Annotated in this window: 14 protein-coding genes and 1 tRNA gene; 6 read left to right on the top strand and 9 right to left on the bottom strand. The window is 68.9% G+C overall.

Going from position 1 to position 16,733, the window contains the following annotated elements:
• Positions 1 to 6: 6 nt before the first annotated feature.
• The 9 genes from ACZ4U1_RS20905 to dnaA form a co-directional block, all read right to left on the bottom strand.
• Positions 7 to 83: transfer RNA gene (locus ACZ4U1_RS20905), tRNA-Ile, on the bottom strand.
• Between the two features lie 112 nt (positions 84 to 195).
• Positions 196 to 936, bottom strand: coding sequence for a DUF3566 domain-containing protein (locus ACZ4U1_RS20900; RefSeq protein WP_467905027.1), 741 nt, complete (start codon positions 934 to 936; stop codon positions 196 to 198).
• An 18-nt stretch (positions 937 to 954) separates the two neighbouring features.
• A complete protein-coding gene (gene gyrA / locus ACZ4U1_RS20895) occupies positions 955 to 3,549 on the bottom strand; it encodes a DNA gyrase subunit A (protein ID WP_467905025.1) in 2,595 nt (864 codons plus the stop codon).
• Between the two features lie 42 nt (positions 3,550 to 3,591).
• Entirely contained in the window at positions 3,592 to 5,673 is a 2,082-nt protein-coding gene (gene gyrB, locus ACZ4U1_RS20890; RefSeq protein ID WP_467905023.1) for a DNA topoisomerase (ATP-hydrolyzing) subunit B, read from the bottom strand.
• 384 nt (positions 5,674 to 6,057) lie between these two features.
• Complete coding sequence (locus ACZ4U1_RS20885; RefSeq protein ID WP_467905022.1) at positions 6,058 to 6,591, bottom strand: DciA family protein; 534 nt, start codon at positions 6,589 to 6,591, stop codon at positions 6,058 to 6,060.
• Positions 6,588 to 7,709 (bottom strand): DNA replication/repair protein RecF, encoded by a 1,122-nt coding sequence (gene recF / locus ACZ4U1_RS20880; RefSeq protein WP_467905021.1) that lies wholly within the window; start codon positions 7,707 to 7,709, stop codon positions 6,588 to 6,590. Before recF ends, ACZ4U1_RS20885 begins: the two co-directional genes overlap by 4 nt.
• A 53-nt stretch (positions 7,710 to 7,762) precedes the next feature.
• Complete coding sequence (gnd, locus tag ACZ4U1_RS20875) at positions 7,763 to 8,638, bottom strand: phosphogluconate dehydrogenase (NAD(+)-dependent, decarboxylating) (protein WP_230920015.1); 876 nt, start codon at positions 8,636 to 8,638, stop codon at positions 7,763 to 7,765.
• A gap of 198 nt (positions 8,639 to 8,836) precedes the next feature.
• On the bottom strand, positions 8,837 to 9,967 hold the full coding sequence (gene dnaN / locus ACZ4U1_RS20870; protein ID WP_059250041.1) for a DNA polymerase III subunit beta: 1,131 nt from the start codon (positions 9,965 to 9,967) through the stop codon (positions 8,837 to 8,839).
• A 930-nt stretch (positions 9,968 to 10,897) separates the two neighbouring features.
• Positions 10,898 to 12,823 (bottom strand): chromosomal replication initiator protein DnaA, encoded by a 1,926-nt coding sequence (gene dnaA, locus ACZ4U1_RS20865; protein ID WP_467905019.1) that lies wholly within the window; start codon positions 12,821 to 12,823, stop codon positions 10,898 to 10,900.
• A 373-nt stretch (positions 12,824 to 13,196) separates the two neighbouring features.
• Here dnaA and rpmH point away from each other — a divergent pair, with 373 nt between their 5' ends.
• The 6 genes from rpmH (at position 13,197) to rsmG (ending at position 16,728) form a co-directional block, all read left to right on the top strand.
• Positions 13,197 to 13,334, top strand: coding sequence for a 50S ribosomal protein L34 (gene rpmH / locus ACZ4U1_RS20860; protein WP_003956500.1), 138 nt, complete (start codon positions 13,197 to 13,199; stop codon positions 13,332 to 13,334).
• A 21-nt stretch (positions 13,335 to 13,355) separates the two neighbouring features.
• A complete protein-coding gene (gene rnpA / locus ACZ4U1_RS20855) occupies positions 13,356 to 13,727 on the top strand; it encodes a ribonuclease P protein component (RefSeq protein WP_079080991.1) in 372 nt (123 codons plus the stop codon).
• Complete coding sequence (gene yidD, locus ACZ4U1_RS20850) at positions 13,724 to 14,089, top strand: membrane protein insertion efficiency factor YidD (protein WP_189296617.1); 366 nt, start codon at positions 13,724 to 13,726, stop codon at positions 14,087 to 14,089. The genes rnpA and yidD overlap by 4 nt, the downstream gene beginning before the upstream one ends.
• Before the next feature lie 3 nt (positions 14,090 to 14,092).
• Positions 14,093 to 15,367: a membrane protein insertase YidC gene (gene yidC / locus ACZ4U1_RS20845; RefSeq protein ID WP_467905017.1), complete on the top strand. Its 1,275-nt coding sequence runs from the start codon at positions 14,093 to 14,095 to the stop codon at positions 15,365 to 15,367.
• Positions 15,368 to 15,382: 15 nt separating this feature from the next.
• Complete coding sequence (locus ACZ4U1_RS20840) at positions 15,383 to 15,895, top strand: Jag family protein (protein WP_467905015.1); 513 nt, start codon at positions 15,383 to 15,385, stop codon at positions 15,893 to 15,895.
• 116 nt (positions 15,896 to 16,011) lie between these two features.
• On the top strand, positions 16,012 to 16,728 hold the full coding sequence (gene rsmG / locus ACZ4U1_RS20835; RefSeq protein WP_467905013.1) for a 16S rRNA (guanine(527)-N(7))-methyltransferase RsmG: 717 nt from the start codon (positions 16,012 to 16,014) through the stop codon (positions 16,726 to 16,728).
• Positions 16,729 to 16,733: the final 5 nt, after the last annotated feature.

Genomic DNA, 16,733 nt, shown 5'->3' with positions numbered 1-16,733 from the left:
TTTCGCTGGTGGGGCTAACAGGATTTGAACCTGTGGCCTCATCCTTATCAGGGATGCGCTCTAACCAACTGAGCTATAGCCCCGCCGCGCTCTGCGGTGTGTGTCCCGCGCGCTGACTCCTGAAGGTTAGCGCACGACCGGCTCAGTCCCAAAATCGGTTGTCGGGGGACCGTCAGAACGCCGCTGGTCCGGGGGTCACTCGTCCTCCGCCAGGGTCAGTTCGATGCCGCCCACGAAGCCCGCGGAGAGGTTGTAGATGAACGCGCCGAGGGTCGCGAGCGCGGTGGCCAGGACCACGTCGATGACCGCGATGATCGTCGTGAACGTCAGGACGTGGGGGAGCGAGAGGAACGCCTGGAGGTCGAAGCCGTTCGCCTCGTTCGACCCGGTCGCCTCCGAGATCGTGCCGCCGACCGTCGAGAACACGCCCATCGCGTCCAGGACCATCCACAGCACCGCCGAGGCGACGATCGTGCAGATGCCGAACGCGATCGACAGCAGGAAGCTGACCTTCATCACCGACCACGGATCGGCCTTGGCCACCCGCAGCCGCGCCTTGCGGGTCCGCGGCGCCGTCGGCCGCACCCCCGTACGCGGCTTGCGCACCGCGCCGGCGGGCGCCTGCGCCGGATAGGCCTGCGGCGGGTGGTACGGCCCGGCGGGCTCCTCCGTGCGCCGCTCGCCGGGGAGCGGCGACGCCGACCGCGCCTCACCGGCCGCGGCCGGGCCTCGGGTGTCCGTCACGGTTCCCCCCTGCGACTCCTGCTGGGATTCCTGCGTGCCGGAGGACTCCGCCACGGAAGCCTTCACCGGCTTCAGGTTGGTCGTGTGCGGATCGCTCGCGCTCCCCGCACGCGCGGCGGAGCCACGGCCGCCGCCGTCCGTTTCCGTACCCGTCGAGGTACCGGCCGATCCGGCGCCCGTGGCTCCGCTCACGATGACTCACTCCTCGTGCTACTCGGCCGAGGGTGCCTCACCCTCGTCCGTGCCGGTGGTCGCGGCATCCTCGGCGGTCTCGTCCACGGCCACATCACCGTCGACTTCCTCCGCCTCGCGCCCCGCCTCGGCGTTACGTGCGATACCGACCACGGCATCGCGCTTGCCCAGGTTGATCAGTTGGACGCCCATGGTGTCACGGCCCGTCTCCCTGACCTCGTTGACTCGCGTACGAATCACACCGCCGGAGAGGGTGATCGCGAGGATCTCGTCGTTCTCCTCGACAATCAGCGCGCCGACGAGCGAACCACGGTCCTCCACGATCTTGGCGGCCTTGATACCGAGGCCGCCGCGGCCCTGGACGCGGTACTCGTCGACGGCGGTCCGCTTCGCGTACCCACCGTCCGTCGCAGTGAACACGAACGTACCGGGTCGAACAACATTCATCGACAAAAGTTCGTCGCCTTCGCGGAAACTCATCCCCTTGACGCCGGAGGTGGCCCGGCCCATCGGGCGGAGGGACTCGTCCGAGGCGGTGAACCGGATCGACTGTGCCTTCTTGCTGACCAGAAGGAGATCGTCGTCGGCCGACACCAGTTCGGCACCGATCAGTTCGTCGTCCGTGCCGTTCTCCCGCTCACGCAGGTTGATCGCGATGACACCGCCGGAGCGGGGCGAATCGTAATCCTTCAGAGGCGTCTTCTTGACCAGACCGGACTTGGTGGCCAGCACCAGGTAGGGCGCCGCCTCGTAGTCGCGGATCGCGAGGATCTCGGCGATCGCCTCGTCCGGCTGGAAGGCGAGCAGGTTCGCGACGTGCTGGCCGCGCGCGTCCCGGCCGGCCTCGGGCAGCTCGTACGCCTTCGCCCGGTACACCCGGCCCTTGTTGGTGAAGAACAGCAGCCAGTGGTGCGTGGTGGAGACGAAGAAGTGGTCGACGATGTCGTCTTCCTTCAGCTTCGTACCGCGCACGCCCTTGCCGCCGCGCTTCTGCGCCCGGTAGTCGTCCGTCTTCGTCCGCTTGACGTAACCGCCACGCGTGACGGTGACGACGATGTCCTCCTCGGCGATCAGGTCCTCGATGGACATGTCGCCCTCGTACGGGATCAGCTTGGTCTGGCGGTCGTCACCGTACTTCTCGACGATCGCGGCCAGCTCCTCGCTGACGATCCCGCGCTGGCGGACCGGCGAGGCCAGGATCTGGTTGTACTCGTTGATCTTCGCCTGGAGTTCGTCGTGCTCCTGGACGATCTTCTGCCGCTCCAGGGCCGCCAGGCGGCGCAGCTGCATCTCCAGGATGGCGTTGGCCTGGATCTCGTCGATCTCCAGGAGGTCCATCAGGCCGGTACGCGCGACATCGACGGTCTCACTGCGCCGGATCAGCGCGATGACCTCGTCGATGGCGTCCAGGGCCTTCAGCAGACCACGCAGGATGTGCGCCCGCTCCTCGGCCTTGCGCAGCCGGAAGCGGGTCCGGCGGACGATGACCTCGATCTGGTGCGTCACCCAGTGGCGGATGAACGCGTCCAGGGAGAGGGTGCGCGGAACGCCGTCGACCAGCGCGAGCATGTTCGCGCCGAAGTTGGTCTGCAGGTCCGTGTGCTTGTACAGGTTGTTCAGGACGACCTTGGCGACCGCGTCCCGCTTCAGGACGATCACCAGGCGCTGGCCCGTACGGGACGACGTCTCGTCACGGACGTCCGCGATGCCGCCGATCTTGCCGTCCTTCACCAGGTCGGCGATCTTCTGCGCCAGGTTGTCCGGGTTCACCTGGTACGGCAGCTCCGTCACCACCAGGCACTGGCGGTTCTGGATCTCCTCGACCTCGACCACCGCACGCATCGTGATGGAGCCGCGGCCGGTGCGGTACGCCTCCTCGATGCCCTTGCGGCCCACCACCAGGGCGCCGGTCGGGAAGTCCGGGCCCTTGATGCGCTCCATGAGCGCGTCCAGCAGCTCCTCGTGCGAGACCTCGGGGTTCTCCAGGTACCACTGGGCGCCGGCCGCGACCTCGCGCAGGTTGTGCGGCGGGATGTTGGTGGCCATACCGACCGCGATACCGGCCGAGCCGTTGATCAGCAGGTTCGGGAAGCGGGCCGGCAGGACGGTCGGCTCCTGCGAGCGGCCGTCGTAGTTGTCCGTGAAGTCGACGGTCTCCTCGTCGATGTCCCGGACCATCTCCATCGACAGCGGCGCCATCTTGCACTCGGTGTAGCGCATCGCCGCCGCCGGGTCGTTGCCCGGGGAGCCGAAGTTGCCGTTGGAGTCCACCAGCGGCATCCGCATCGACCACGGCTGGGCGAGGCGCACCAGCGCGTCGTAGATGGAGGAGTCGCCGTGCGGGTGGTAGTTGCCCATGACGTCACCGACGACACGGGCGCACTTGTAGAAGCCGCGCTCGGGGCGGTAGCCGCCGTCGTACATCGCGTACAGCACACGGCGGTGGACGGGCTTGAGACCGTCCCGGACGTCGGGCAGCGCGCGGGACACGATGACGGACATCGCGTAGTCGAGGTACGAGCGCTGCATCTCCGTCTCGAGCCCGACGGGCTCGACACGCATCGCGAGTTCGCCGCCCTCTTCAGGGGTGACGGGAGTGTTCTCGTCGGCCATTGCTGGTGAAGATCCTTCCTGGTGCGGTCAGCTGAGACCGACTCAGATGTCGAGGAAGCGGACGTCCTTGGCGTTGCGCTGGATGAACTGGCGCCGGGCCTCGACGTCCTCGCCCATCAGGACCGAGAACAGGTCGTCGGCCTGCGCGGCGTCGTCCAGGGTGACCTGGCCGAGGACCCGGTGCTCCTGGTCCATGGTGGTCACGCGCAGCTCCTCGGCGTTCATCTCGCCGAGGCCCTTGAAGCGCTGGATCGAGTCCTCGCGGACCCGCTTGCCGCGCTGGCGGCCCATCTCGATCAGCGCGTCGCGCTCGCGGTCCGAGTAGGCGTACTCCACGTCGTCCCGTCCCCACTTGATCTTGTACAGCGGAGGACGGGACAGGTACACGTGCCCGGCCTCGACCAGCGGCCGCATGAAGCGGAACAGGAAGGTCAGCAGCAGGGTGCTGATGTGCTGGCCGTCGACGTCGGCGTCCGCCATCAGGATGATCTTGTGATAGCGGAGCTTCTCGATGTCGAAGTCCTCGTGCACACCCGTGCCGAAGGCCGAGATCAGCGCCTGGATCTCCTGGTTCTGCAGGATCTTGTCGATCCGCGCCTTCTCAACGTTGAGGATCTTGCCTCGGATCGGGAGGATCGCCTGGTACTGCGGGTTCCGGCCGGACTTGGCCGAGCCGCCGGCGGAGTCACCCTCGACGATGAAGATCTCGCACTTGGCCGGGTCGTTGGACTGGCAGTCGGCCAGCTTGCCCGGCAGCGACGCCGTCTCCAGCAGACCCTTGCGGCGCGTCAGGTCACGCGCCTTGCGGGCCGCCACGCGCGCGGTGGCCGCCTGGATGCCCTTGCGGACGATGTCGGCGGCCTCGACCGGGTTGCGGTCCAGCCAGTCGTTGAGGTGCTCGTAGACCGCCTTCTGCACGAAGGTCTTGGCCTCCGTGTTGCCCAGCTTGGTCTTCGTCTGGCCCTCGAACTGCGGCTCGCTCAGCTTGACCGAGATGATCGCCGTCAGACCCTCACGGATGTCGTCACCGGTGAGGTTGTCGTCCTTCTCCCGCAGCAGCTTCTTGTCGCGCGCGTACTTGTTGATCAGCGACGTCAGCGCGGCCCGGAAGCCCTCCTCGTGCGTACCGCCCTCGTGGGTGTGGATGATGTTCGCGAAGGAGTACACGCCCTCGCTGTAGCCGCTGTTCCACTGCATGGCGACCTCGAGGGACAGGCTCTTGTCCCTGTCCTCGGCCTCCAGCGAGACGACCGTCGGGTGAACCGCCTCTCCCTTGCGGGAGTTGAGGTACTTCACGAAGTCGACGATGCCGCCCTCGTAGTGGTACGTGACGGTCTTGACCTCGGCCTTCTCGTCGGCACCCGCCTCGTCCGCACCGCTGGTCGCCTTCGCCGACTCACGCTCGTCGGTGAGCCGGATCGTCAGGCCCTTGTTGAGGAACGCCATCTCCTGGAAACGCCTCGACAGCGTCTCGAAGGAGTACTCGGTGGTCTCGAAGATCTCCGGGTCGGCCCAGAAGGTGACCGACGTACCGGTCTCCTCGATCGCCTCGTGTTTGGCGAGGGGCGCCGTCGGCACGCCCATCTTGTAGTCCTGCGTCCAGCGGTGACCGTCGGTCTTCACCTCGACGGCGACCTTGGTCGACAGCGCGTTCACGACGGACACACCGACACCGTGCAGACCACCGGAGACGGCGTACCCGCCGCCGCCGAACTTGCCGCCCGCGTGCAGCACGGTCAGCACGACCTCGACGGCCGGCTTGCCCTCGGAGGGCACGATGCCCACCGGGATGCCACGGCCGTTGTCGACCACGCGCACGCCGCCGTCGGCGAGGATCGTCACGTCGATGGTGTCCGCGTAACCGGCCAGCGCCTCGTCGACGGAGTTGTCGACGACCTCGTACACCAGGTGGTGCAGACCGCGCTCGCCCGTGGAGCCGATGTACATGCCGGGCCGCTTGCGGACCGCGTCCAGCCCTTCGAGCACGGTGATGGCGCTGGCGTCGTAGGACGCCGAGGCCGCGCCGGTTTCGGTGGCCTCGGCGTTCACGCCGGCGTCGGTGGACGGGATGTTCTCGTTGGGGTTGCCGGAATCGGCCACGAAGCGCCCTTTCTGGCACAGCACGAGCCGGGCTCGTCGGCAGGTTGCCGGAGCGGCTGCGGCATGTTGCGTTGGTAAGCCTTGATCAGCGTTGCTCAGCTTTTCCCGGGCGGTCCCCACGTTGGGGCGGGATTGTCTTCCAGTCTACCGGTAGCACTGACATCGATGGGGGTTTGCCGGTACCTGAGCCCCCATGTGCCGCCCTCAACCGGTCTCGGCCGGGTCCCGATATGCGGAAGGGGGCTCCGAGGGGCTCACAGCGGCACTCAGCGCTTCGAGCCGTCAACCCTTGGCTACTCCCGGGTCAGATGGCGGTCCGCACCCGGATCCGGGCATGCGGCAACGCACGTACGACGCCCGTACGGAGATACGACGACACCGCGCGCCGGCGTCAGGACGTGAGGTACGTCACCCGTACGTATCGCCGGGACCCGTGCTGCCCGGAGCCCGCAGCGGGCCGTAGTGCCGGGCGGGGCCGCCGGGGCCGTGCACCTTGATCAGCCGGACCGTCCCGTGGCCCAGGTCCTCGTTGAGCCGGGCCACCAGCGCCGGGGCCAGCAGTCTCAGCTGGGTCGCCCACGCCGTCGAGTCGCACTGCACGGACAGCACGCGCTCGTCCTCGTCGTACCGCTGCGGCACACAGTGCTTCGCCAGGTCCTCGCCGACGATCTGCGGCCAGCGGCCCATCACCCCGCCCACCGCGGCCGGCGCCTCCCAGCCCCGCTCGGTGATCAGCCGGTTGATCGCCGCCCCGAGCGCCATCGGGTCACGGCCGTCGGCACGCGCGCCGGAGCGCAGCCCGCCGCCCCTGCGCGCCTGCTTCTTCTGCCGCGCCGCGTCCCCACGCGCGCGTGCCTGCTCCCTCGCCGCGCGCAACGCCACGCGCGCGAGGTCGACACCGGAGGGGTCCTTCTTGTCCGGGGTGGGTTTCTCGGTGCTCATACGCGCTCCACCGTCCCGTCCGCCACCGTGTACCGGGCACCGGCCAGCACGTGCGGTACGTCGTCGTCCACAGCGGCCGTGACCAGCACCTGCTCACCGGGCGCCACCAGCTCCGCCAGCCGCTCGCGGCGGCGGGCGTCCAGCTCGGCGAAGACGTCGTCCAGGATCAGCACCGGCTCGTTGCCCTCGGCCCGCAGCAGGTCGTACGAGGCCAGCCGCAGCGCCAGCGCGTAGGACCACGACTCGCCGTGCGAGGCGTACCCCTTGGCGGGCAGCTGGCCGAGCTTGAGCACCAGGTCGTCCCGGTGCGGGCCGACGAGGGTGACACCCCGCTCGATCTCCTGCTTCCGCGCCTCCGCCAGTGCCGCCGTCAGCTGCGCGTACAGCTCCTCGCGCGTGTGGGCCTCGCCCGGCGCCGACGGCTTGTACTCCAGCGCCACCGGACCGCCGCCGGGAGCCAGCTGCTCGTACGCCTTGTCGGCCAGCGGCTGCAGCGCGGCGACGAGATCCATCCGCTGGGCGAGCAGCTCCGCCCCCGCGCGCGCGAGGTGCTGGTCCCACACGTCGAGCGTGGACAGGTCCATGGACCGCCCGCCGTGCCGACGCGCCAGGGCAGCGGTCTTCAGCAGGGTGTTGCGCTGCTTGAGCACCCGCTCGTAGTCGGAGCGCACGCCCGCCATCCGCGGCGACCGCGCGGTGATCAGCTCGTCCAGGAACCGCCGCCGCTCACCCGGGTCCCCCTTGACGAGGGCGAGATCCTCGGGCGCGAACAGCACGGTCCGTACGATCCCCAGCACGTCCCGCGGCCTGACCTGCGAGGACCGGTTGATGCGGGCGCGGTTGGCCCGGCCCGGGTTCAGCTCCAGCTCGATCAGCTGCTGCCGGTCGCCCTGCCGGACCTGTGCCCGGATCACCGCCCGCTCGGCGCCCATGCGCACCAGGGGCGCGTCGGAGGCGACCCGGTGGCTGCCGAGCGTCGCCAGATACCCGACCGCCTCCACCAGGTTGGTCTTGCCCTGCCCGTTGGGGCCGACGAAGGCGGTGACGCCCGGGTCGAGCGGGACCTCGGCCCGGGCGTACGAGCGGAAGTCGGCCAGCGAAAGATGCGTGACGTGCATGGTCGTGCGCCGACCTCCCCCAGGGTTGTGGATCGCGGGGGCGACCCTGTGGATTACTTCTTCTCTACGGCGTGACCGCCGAACTGGTTGCGCAGCGCGGCGATCATCTTCATCTGCGGCGAGTCCTCCTGGCGGGAGGCGAACCGCGCGAACAGCGACGCGGTGATCGCCGGCAGCGGCACCGCGTTGTCGATGGCGGCCTCCACAGTCCAGCGTCCCTCACCGGAGTCCTGTGCATAACCGCGCAGGCCGTCCAGGTGCTCGTCCTCGTCGAGGGCGTTGACCGCCAGGTCCAGCAGCCAGGACCGGATGACGGTGCCTTCCTGCCACGACCGGAACACCTCACGGACGTCCGTGACGGAGTCGACCTTCTCCAGCAGCTCCCAGCCCTCGGCGTAGGCCTGCATCATGGCGTACTCGATGCCGTTGTGGACCATCTTCGCGAAGTGGCCCGCGCCGACCTTGCCCGCGTGCACCGAACCGAAGTCGCCCTCCGGCTTCAGCGCGTCGAAGACCGGCTGCACCTTGGCGACGTGCTCGGCGTCGCCGCCGTACATCAGCGCGTACCCGTTCTCCAGGCCCCAGACGCCGCCGGAGACGCCGCAGTCCACGAAGCCTATGCCCTTGGCGGCCAGCTGCTCGGCGTGCTTCTCGTCGTCCGTCCAGCGGGAGTTGCCGCCGTCCACGACCACGTCGCCGGGCTGCAGCAGCTCGGCGAGCTGGTCGATGGTCGACTGGGTGGGCTCGCCGGCAGGGACCATCACCCAGACCACGCGCGGGCCGCTGAGCTTGCCCACAAGCTCTTCCAGGCTGTGGACATCGGCGAGGTCCGCGTTGCGGTCGTATCCGATGACGGTGTGGCCCGCGCGGCGGATCCGCTCGCGCATGTTGCCGCCCATCTTGCCGAGGCCGACGAGACCGAGCTCCATCAGTTGTGTTCCTTAGGTCGCTGTGTGGCGTGACAGGCACCGCAGTGCCGAGCCGAGCCTAAACCCGACCATGCCTGCACAGCTGTGGGCATACGCGCTCATGCGAGACCCCGCTGACCTGCGGAGACGCAGCCCCCGCCCAACCACAGCCCCGGGCGCCACCAAGGCGCCCGGCGCTGTGCACACCTGTGGAAAACGTCAGCCGCTGAGCCGCACCGGCATGATCAGGTACTTGTACGCGTCGTCGGCCTCCGCATCCACCGCCGGCTTCCCGCTGAGCAGCGCCGGCTTCGTGGACGTGGTGAACGACAGCTGCGCCACCGGCGAGTCGATCGCGCTCAGACCGTCCAGCAGGAACGTCGGGTTGAAGGCGATCGAGATGTCGTCGCCCTCGAGCTGCGCGTCGACCCTTTCCACAGCCTGTGCGTCGTCGCTCGACCCGGCCTCCAGGATCAGCACACCCTGCTCGAAGCTCAGCCGCACCGGCGTGTTCCGCTCGGCCACCAGCGCCACACGCTTCACGGCCTCCACGAACGGCGCGGTCTCGATCACGGCGACGGAGTTGAACTCGGTCGGGAACAGCGTCCGGTACTTCGGCAGGTCGCCCTCGAGCAGGCGCGTGGTCGTACGCCGCCCGGCGCCCTCGAAACCGATCAGGCCCTCACCGGCACCGGAGCCGGACAGCGCCAGCGTGACGCTGTCCCCGGCCCCCAGCGACTTCGCGGTGTCCAGCAGCGTCTTGGCCGGGACCAGGGCGACGGCGGAGGCGTCCGGGTTCTCCGGCTTCCACAGGAACTCGCGGACCGCGAAGCGGTAGCGGTCGGTGGAGGCCAGGGTGACCGTGTCGCCCTCGATCTCGATGCGCACACCGGTGAGCACCGGCAGCGTGTCGTCACGGCCGGCCGCGATGGCCACCTGGGAGACGGCGGCGGCGAAGACCTCACCGGGCACCGTGCCGGTCGCGTTCGGCATCTGCGGCAGCGCCGGGTACTCCTCCACAGGCAGGGTGTGGAGGGTGAACCGCGAGGAGCCGCACACCACGGTCGCCCGTACACCGTCTGTGGAAATCTCCACCGGCCGGTTGGGGAGCGCGCGGGAGATGTCGGCGAGCAGCCGGCCGGAGACCAGGACGGTGCCCTCCTCCTCGACCTCCGCCTCGACGTTCACCCGCGCGGAGACCTCGTAGTCGAAGCTGGACAGGCTCAGCTGGCCGTCCTCCGCCTTCAGCAGCAGGCCGGCGAGGACAGGCGCCGGCGGACGGGCCGGGAGGCTGCGTGCCGCCCAGGCCACTGCCTCCGCGAGTACGTCGCGTTCCACCCGGATCTTCACCGTAAGCCGCCTCCTGCTGTTGCTACTGAGTCCTCCGACTCGGTGTCACCGCCCACTGCGACGGGAAGGACACCGGGGACCAGTCTGACGCACGGCACTGACAGTAGGTGCCCGTCGGGGTCAAGTCGGTCCGAGGGGCAGCCGGGCGCGAAGCAGCGAGTTGTGCACAGGCCCCGCTTCCAAACGATTGCCGAGCTCTCTCTAGTCGGGAGTAGTAGTAGGGCCTGTGGATACCGTGGATAACCACGTTTGCCCAGCTCAGCGCGGGTTTTTTATCCACCGACCCTGTGGGTGGAGGCAGTGGACAACCAGGGCCTTCTGTGGAGAACGGAAAGTTCTGCACACAGCGCCCACAGGCTGAGGGCAGTTCTCCCCAGCTGTGTCCCCAGGAATACCCAGGTTTCCCACACCCCAACCAGGCAACTTCCTGTGACGCCTTTCACTCGACGCAGTGAGAGGGGGTGCCTGGTTGCCGAACAGTGGACAGCGCTGTGGAGAAGCGGGGGATCGCTGGGGACAACCGCCCCGAACCTGTGGGGTGCCGGTGGACAACTCTGTGGGCCCGTTGTGGATCTTGCTGTTTTCCACAGCCTGTGGAGATCGTTCGTCCACGATTCCACAGGCCCCTGAGCTGGGCAGAAGCCGTGGAGCCAGCTTCCCTGTGGACGCAGTTCGGGACAACTCCGCAGTCCCCAGGATGTGGACGGAAGAAAGTCACCGAATCTGTGGAGAGTGGCCGTAACCCGGCGACTATTCGAACACCGGATGACGCCCGAGGAACCGCGCACAGCGGCGGCCGTGCCGTCGTGGCTGCGGGAAGTCGTGCCGCCGGGGCCCCACGGGTGGGCGTCGGGGGCATGCCTGGGGATACGAAAGGGCGCCCTGGGATGCGTGTCCCAGGGCGCCCTCGGCGTCGCCGTACGGCCGGTCTCAGCCGTTCTTGATGCGGTTGGTCAGCTCGGTGACCTGGTTGTAGATCGAGCGCCGCTCGGCCATCAGCGCCCGGATCTTCCGGTCGGCGTGCATGACCGTCGTATGGTCCCGGCCCCCGAACTGCGCCCCGATCTTCGGCAGCGACAGGTCCGTCAGCTCCCGGCACAGGTACATGGCGATCTGCCGGGCCGTGACCAGCTGCCGGCCCCGCGAGCTGCCGCACAGGTCCTCGACCGTGAGCCCGAAGTAGTCCGCGGTCGCCGCCATGATGGCCGTCGCGGTGATCTCCGGCGTCGAGTCCTCTCCCCCGGGGATCAGGTCCTTGAGGACGATCTCGGTCAGCCCCAGGTCCACCGGCTGCCGGTTGAGCGAGGCGAACGCCGTCACCCGGATCAGCGCACCCTCCAGCTCACGGATGTTCCGCGAGATGCGGGAGGCGATGAACTCCAGCACCTCCGGCGGGGCGTTGAGCTGCTCCTGGACCGCCTTCTTGCGGAGGATCGCGATACGCGTCTCCAGCTCGGGCGGCTGGACGTCGGTGATCAGCCCCCACTCGAAACGGTTCCGCAGCCGGTCCTCCAGCGTGACCAGCTGCTTGGGCGGCCGGTCGCTGGAGAGCACGATCTGCTTGTTGGCGTTGTGGAGCGTGTTGAAGGTGTGGAAGAACTCCTCCTGCGTCGACTCCTTGTCCGCGAGGAACTGGATGTCGTCGACGAGCAGGATGTCCATCTCGCGGTAGCGCTTGCGGAAGCTGTCGCCCTTGCCGTCGCGGATGGAGTTGATGAACTCGTTGGTGAACTCCTCCGAGCTGACGTACCGCACGCGCGTGCCCGGGTAGAGGCTGCGCGCGTAGTGCCCGATCGCGTGCAGCAGATGCGTCTTGCCGAGCCCCGACTCCCCGTAGATGAACAGGGGGTTGTACGCCTTCGCCGGTGCCTCGGCGACCGCGACCGCCGCCGCGTGCGCGAAGCGGTTGGAGGCGCCGATGACGAACGTGTCGAACAGGTACTTCGGGTTCAGACGCGCGGTCGGCTCACCGGGGCCGCTCGCCGGCGCAGGCTGCGCGGCCAGCGGACCGGGGGCGCCGGTCGAGGGCACGTCGGGGCGGCCGGGGCCGCCGCGGTGGGCCGGCGGCTCGGGCAGCTCACGGCGGACCGGGTCGCGCTGGTCGTACTCGGTCCGGGACGTCTCGTAGCCGGGGCGCCCGGAGTCGTAGTCCCCGCGGGACGGCTCGTAATCCGCGCGCGGGGTGTCGTACTCGCCGCGCTGCTGCTCGTACGGCGGCCGGTCCATGCCCTGCGGGCGGTAGTCGGACGACGGTCCGTAGGCGTCCCGGGACGGCGGCGAGGCGTACGGATCCCGCTCGGGGAAGCCGAGGCGGGGCTGCTGCCAGCCGTACTCGTCCTGGCCGGGGCGCGGCCAGGCGCCGGGCTCGGGACGGTGGTACTCGGAGGGGTAGGCCGGGCGGACGGTGGGGAGCTGGTCCGCACGCGCGGGCGGGTGCTCGGTGCGCGGTTCGGTGTCCGGGAGCTGGTCGCCGCGGTGGCGGCCGTAGCCCTCGTACGGTCCGGAGGGCAGCTCCGGCTCCTCGTAGCGCGGCTTCGGGCTCTGCTGGGCGGGCGGCGTCGCGGGCGCCGGCGGTTCGCCCGCCGAGTCGTCCACGGTGATCGCGATTCGGATGGGGCGGCCGCACTCACGGCTCAGGGTCTCGCTGACGATGGGCGCGAGACGGCCCTCCAGTACGCCCTTCGCGAATTCGTTCGGCACGGCGAGCAGGGCGGTGTCCGCGACCAGCGCGAGCGGCTGGCAGCGCCGGATCCAGTGCTCGTCCTTCGCCTCCACACCCTGTCCGCGGCCCTCGCCGAGGAGCTGCTCCAGTACTCGTGGCCACACTGCGGCAAGATCGGCAGGTACGTCAGCCACAGGGCACGCTCTCTCACAGGTCCCACGAACGTGTGGTTCAGGGACGGGTCGGGATGAAAATCGGGTCGGGCGGGGATAAGGGAACGAATCGGAGTCCAGCCACGGTAGTCAGCGCGGCGGGTAGGGTTCAAGTTGTTGTCCCCAGCCTGTGGATAGTGTCTCTCGGCGACCCCCGGTTTGACCGGATGGCGTAGCCCCGCGTACCGTAACCAGGTCGAGTTGTCGATGGCTGCTGCCGCCTGCCTCCGATGGGCACAGGTCACGTCAGGTGATCGGGAAGCGGTGCACTCGGGCGTGGCGCGAGCTACTCGTGGGCGCACGGTGACAGCCAGGACGGCACCCCGCCACTACCGATTCTTTCTGGAGCCCCCGAGTGAGCAAGCGCACCTTCCAGCCGAACAACCGTCGTCGCGCGAAGACCCACGGCTTCCGGCTGCGTATGCGCACCCGTGCCGGCCGCGCGATTCTCGCGTCCCGCCGTAGCAAGGGTCGCGCCCGTCTGTCCGCCTGATTCCGATCAGGTCATGACGTCGTGCTGCCCACCGAGAACCGGCTGAGGCGGCGCGAGGACTTCGCGACCGCGGTACGACGGGGTCGTCGGGCCGGACGCCCGACCCTCGTCGTCCACCTTCGTAGCGGTGCCACGGACCCGCACGCGCCTGGGGAGAGCGCTCCCCCGACGCGTGCGGGTTTCGTCGTGAGCAAGGCCGTGGGTGGCGCGGTCGTGCGCAACACAGTGAAGCGCAGACTGCGCCATCTGATGCGTGACCGAGTCGCCCTGTTTCCCCCCGGTAGCCTGGTAGTCGTACGAGCGCTGCCCGGAGCGGGCGACGCAGACCACGCACAGCTGGCCCGAGACCTGGACGCCGCTCTTGAGCGGCTGCTGGGAGGGGGCGCGCGATGAAGTACCCGCTGCTGGCTCTGATCAAGCTGTACCAGTGGACGATCAGTCCGCTGCTGGGGCCGGTGTGCAAGTACTACCCGTCGTGCTCCCACTACGGCTACACGGCCATCGACCGGCACGGTGCGATCAAGGGCACGGCACTCACCGCCTGGCGCATCCTCCGGTGCAATCCGTGGTCGCTCGGCGGTGTGGACCATGTTCCGCCGCGTAAGCGCCCGCGGTGGCACGAAATACTGCGCAACGCGTGGCGCGCACGCAGGGGCGGGCCCTCCGCCGCCGAACCGGCCACCGAAGCGAATCTTGCTTCCGAGTCTCCTTCGAGCCCGGCCGCAGAGACCTCGTCCCATGCCCAAGGAGCATGATTAGTGGACACGATTGCCAGCCTCTTCAGTTTCATCACCTGGCCCGTCTCCTGGGTCATCGTCCAGTTCCACAAGGTGTACGGGGCGATCTTCGGCCCTGACACCGGATGGGCCTGGGGCCTGTCCATCGTGTCCCTGGTGATCCTCATCCGCATCTGCCTGATCCCGCTCTTCGTGAAGCAGATCAAGTCGACGCGCGCGATGCAGACGCTCCAGCCGGAGATGAAGAAGATCCAGGAGCGCTACAAGAACGACCGGCAGCGTCAGTCCGAAGAGATGATGAAGCTGTACAAGGAGACGGGTACCAACCCGCTCTCCTCGTGCCTTCCCATCCTGGCGCAGTCCCCGTTCTTCTTCGCCCTGTACCACGTGCTCAACGGCATTGCCACGGGCAAGACCATCGGCGTCATCAACGAGCCGCTGCTCGCCAGCGCCCGGCACGCGCACATCTTCGGTGCGCCGCTGGCCGCCAAGTTCTTCAGCAGCGAGAGCCAGATCAGCGCCCTCGGCGCCTCGCTGACCGACGTCCGTGTCGTCACCGCGATCATGATCGTGCTGATGTCGGCGTCGCAGTTCTACACGCAGCGCCAGCTGATGACGAAGAACGTCGACACCACGGTGAAGACGCCGTTCATGCAGCAGCAGAAGATGCTGATGTACGTCTTCCCGGTCATGTTCGCCGTCTTCGGTGTGAACTTCCCGGTCGGTGTCCTCGTCTACTGGCTGACCACCAACGTGTGGACCATGGGCCAGCAGATGTACGTCATCCACAACAACCCGACCCCGGGTTCCAAGGCCCAGGCCGCCTACCTGGAGCGCCTGACCAAGCACGTCACGCAGCACGGCAAGGTCCGCCGGCGCAGCGAGAAGGTCATCGTCAAGGCGATCGTCGCCAAGGGCCGCGACCGCAACGAGTTCGAGCGCAAGTTCATCAACGCGCTGAACAAGGCCGGCCTCGCCGCCCAGGCCGACGGCACCGTGGCCAAGAGCACGGTCCAGGCCGCGGCGCAGACCGAGGAAGGCGCGGTCACCGGCACCGCCACGGCCACCGCCGTCCGGCGCCAGCAGCCCAAGCGCCAGAGCAAGTCCCAGCGTCAGTCCGGCGGGCCCAAGCAGGCGGGCGACACCCCGTCGCTGGAGAAGTCCGACGAGCCGCAGGACACCCGGCCCGCCGCTGCCAAGCAGTCCCAGAAGCCCGGCTCCGGCACCCGTAGCAAGGCCCAGTCCGGCCAGCGCAAGGGTGGCCCGCAGCGGCCCAAGTCCCCGTCCAAGAAGTAAGAAGGAGCCCATCCCGTGACGGAAGGCACCACCTCCGCCGCTGTCGAGGGTGCAGACACCCTCACCCGACTGGAGCAGGAGGGTGAGATCGCGGCGGACTACCTGGAGGGTCTGCTGGACATCGCCGACCTCGACGGCGACATCGACATGGACGTCGAGGCCGACCGCGCCTCCGTGTCGATCATCAGCGACACCGGCAGCCGCGACCTGCAGAAGCTGGTCGGCCGGGACGGCGAGGTGCTGGAGGCGCTGCAGGAGCTGACGCGCCTGGCGGTGCACCGGGAGACCGGCGACCGCAGCCGGCTGATGCTGGACATCGCGGGATACCGGGCCAAGAAGCGGTCCGAGCTGTCCGAGCTGGGCGCCAAGGCCGCCGCCGAGGTGAAGAGCACCGGTGAGCCCGTGAAGCTCAAGCCGATGACCCCGTTCGAGCGCAAGGTCGTGCACGACGCGGTCAAGGCCGCGGGACTGCGCAGCGAGTCCGAGGGCGAGGAGCCGCAGCGGTTCGTCGTCGTACTGCCCGCCTGATCGGTCCCTCGTTCCACCGGCCCCGTCTGTTGAGCAGGCGGGGCCGAATTTTGTCAGCCTGGTTGTTCTGGTGGCCGGTGCGCGAAGCGCCGGCGCTGTACGGAAGGACGGTCCCCGTGACGGAGGCAGCGGAGCTTCCCCCCGCGCCCGAACAGGCGCGGGAAGTGTTTGGTGATCGCTTCGCCGATGCGGTGCGCTATGCGGAGCTGCTCGCCGAGGCGGGCGTGCAGCGGGGTCTGATCGGCCCGCGGGAAGTGCCCCGTCTGTGGGAGCGGCACCTGCTGAACTGTGCTGTGCTCTCCGAGGCCGTTCCCGAGGGGGTGACGGTCTGCGACGTCGGCTCCGGCGCCGGGCTGCCGGGCATCCCGCTGGCCCTGGTCCGCGACGACCTGAACATCACCCTGCTGGAGCCCCTGCTGCGGCGGACCAACTTCCTCAACGAGGTTGTCGAGCTGCTGGGCCTGGACCATGTGACCGTGGTGCGCGGCCGCGCCGAGGAGGTCATGGGCAAGCTGCCGCCGGTCCATGTGGTGACCGCCCGGGCCGTGGCCCCGCTGGACCGCCTGGCCACCTGGGGCATTCCGCTGCTGCGCCCGTACGGGGAGATGCTCGCGCTCAAGGGCGACACCGCCGAGGAGGAGCTGAAGGCCGCGGCCACCGCCCTCAGCAAGCTGGGTGCCGTCGAGACGTCCATCCTGCATGTCGGCGAGGGTGTGGTGGACCCGCCGTCCACGGTCGTGCGGGTCGAGGTCGGGGAGAGCCCGGGCGGTGTGCGCTTCGCCGCGAAGCGCGCGAAGGCCGCGCGGACAGGGCGGGCACGTCGGCGTCGCTGATCCGT

The sequence above is a fragment of the Streptomyces sp. NPDC028928 genome, assembly GCF_055564915.1.
This window is presented reverse-complemented; position numbering and strand designations above follow the sequence as displayed.